We start from the raw sequence: 1,498 nt of genomic DNA, 5'->3' as shown, positions 1-1,498 counted from the left end.
TGGAGCATTTCTTGTTGATGACAGCCGCGGGCACCTTCAGTCCCGGTGCACCGTTGATGCAACGCTGACCTCGATGGTCGTGCTTGCAGTCGGCGTCCAAGGTGACGATCTCGTAGCCGAGGAAACGTGCCGCCTCCGTTCGGGCGTGCGTGATCAGCGTCTTCTCCTGCGAGAGTTCCAGCTTGAGGGCCTCATGCAAGAACGCTTGCAGCCGCTGCTTGATCTGCTCGGCTTCTTCCCGCGGCCCACTGAAGCCCAGCAGGAAGTCGTCTGCATACCTGACGTACCAGAGGCGGCGGAAGTCCGGGTCGTCGGGGTCCCGGGAGGCCATGTGCTGCGATTGTTGGCGTAGCTGTCGAGCCTCGTCGGGATGTCCGGCGTCCCATTGTCTTCGTGCCGCGTTCAGCAGCGCCATGTAGGGCGGGTACGGCTTCCGTCGGTCTCCGTGGTTGTAAGCCGGAAGCAACACGGTTTCGGCGAACTGGTCCAGCCTGTCGAGGTAGACGTTGGAGAGGATCGGGCTGCTCACACCCCCAACAATGTTGCGAACGACCTTGTTGGGGGCTCCCTTCAAAAGGGGATGGACTGACCCGATACACGATGCGGACCTCCTGCTCGTCGATCTCGACCTTCTTCACCAAGGCCCGAACCACTTCCCGCCGCGTCTCCCAGTCCGGCTCCTGTAGCCCCTGCGAAACACGGCTCGCGAACTCCTCCAACTGACCGATGACCAGCCGTAACTCCGCCTCCTTGGCAGCCTCGCCGATCCGCTGACGATACTCGGACTCCAGTTTGGCCAGCCGCTCCCTCGCCGCCGAGATCCGTGGCTCGAATTCCGACTTGTCGAGCAATCCCTCGCCGTAGGCATCAATCAGCCGAGAAATCATCTTCTTAACATTTCTCACCATCTTACTGAGATGCTGGACCTCCCGATTCGGCCCCGTCTCCGGACCCTGAAGCCGCCGCTCGTACTCCTTCCGGATCCGCTCCGGTTCGGACAAGAGGCGGCGCACATCGTCCCAGACGGCGGCGTCCAGCATATCGGTGCGGATCTGCTTGTTCCAACAGAGGCGCTGACCGCCGAAGCGATAGGCGTCCGAGCCCGTGCAGCGGTAGTAGGCGTAGGGGACCTTGCCCTTGGCCGAGGCCCGGCTCGTCGGTTTGCCGTAGCAACCGTAGCCACACCGCTTGCACACGACCAGGCCTTGGAGTAGGTACCGGCCGCCTCCGGGCCGGTCGCGGCGGCGCCGGCGGTTCTCCTCGAGTTGAGCCTGGACCGCACCGAAGAGATCCTCGCTCACGAGGCCGGGGACTTCGATGAAGATTCGATCTTCCGAAGATGTGTCAATCCTCGAGACCGGCCGCCTGGGCTGCTCGGGGCGGCCGCGCTGCGGGCGGAGGCGCTGCGGCTTGAGCTCTCCCGAGCGCGTCTTGCCGAACGCCGCCGTCCCCTTGTAGGCCGGATTCTTGAGGATCAGCCAGACCACCGAGCGATCCC

1 protein-coding gene and 1 pseudogene are annotated in these 1,498 nt (G+C 63.8%); both read right to left on the bottom strand.

All coding sequences use genetic code 11. The features are described 5' to 3' along the window. Window positions 1-529: reverse transcriptase/maturase family protein (locus AC11W3_RS09135; protein WP_484092893.1), on the bottom strand; the 529-nt coding region annotated here is incomplete at its 3' end. Window positions 530-1,019: 490 nt separating this feature from the next. Then, window positions 1,020-1,487: pseudogene (locus tag AC11W3_RS09130) on the bottom strand (recombinase zinc beta ribbon domain-containing protein); the annotation flags it as partial. Between the last annotated feature and the right edge of the window lie 11 nt (window positions 1,488-1,498).

The organism is Geomonas sp., assembly GCF_056994735.1.
The sequence above is the reverse complement of the archived record's forward strand: the minus strand, read 5'-3'. Positions and strand labels throughout refer to the sequence as shown.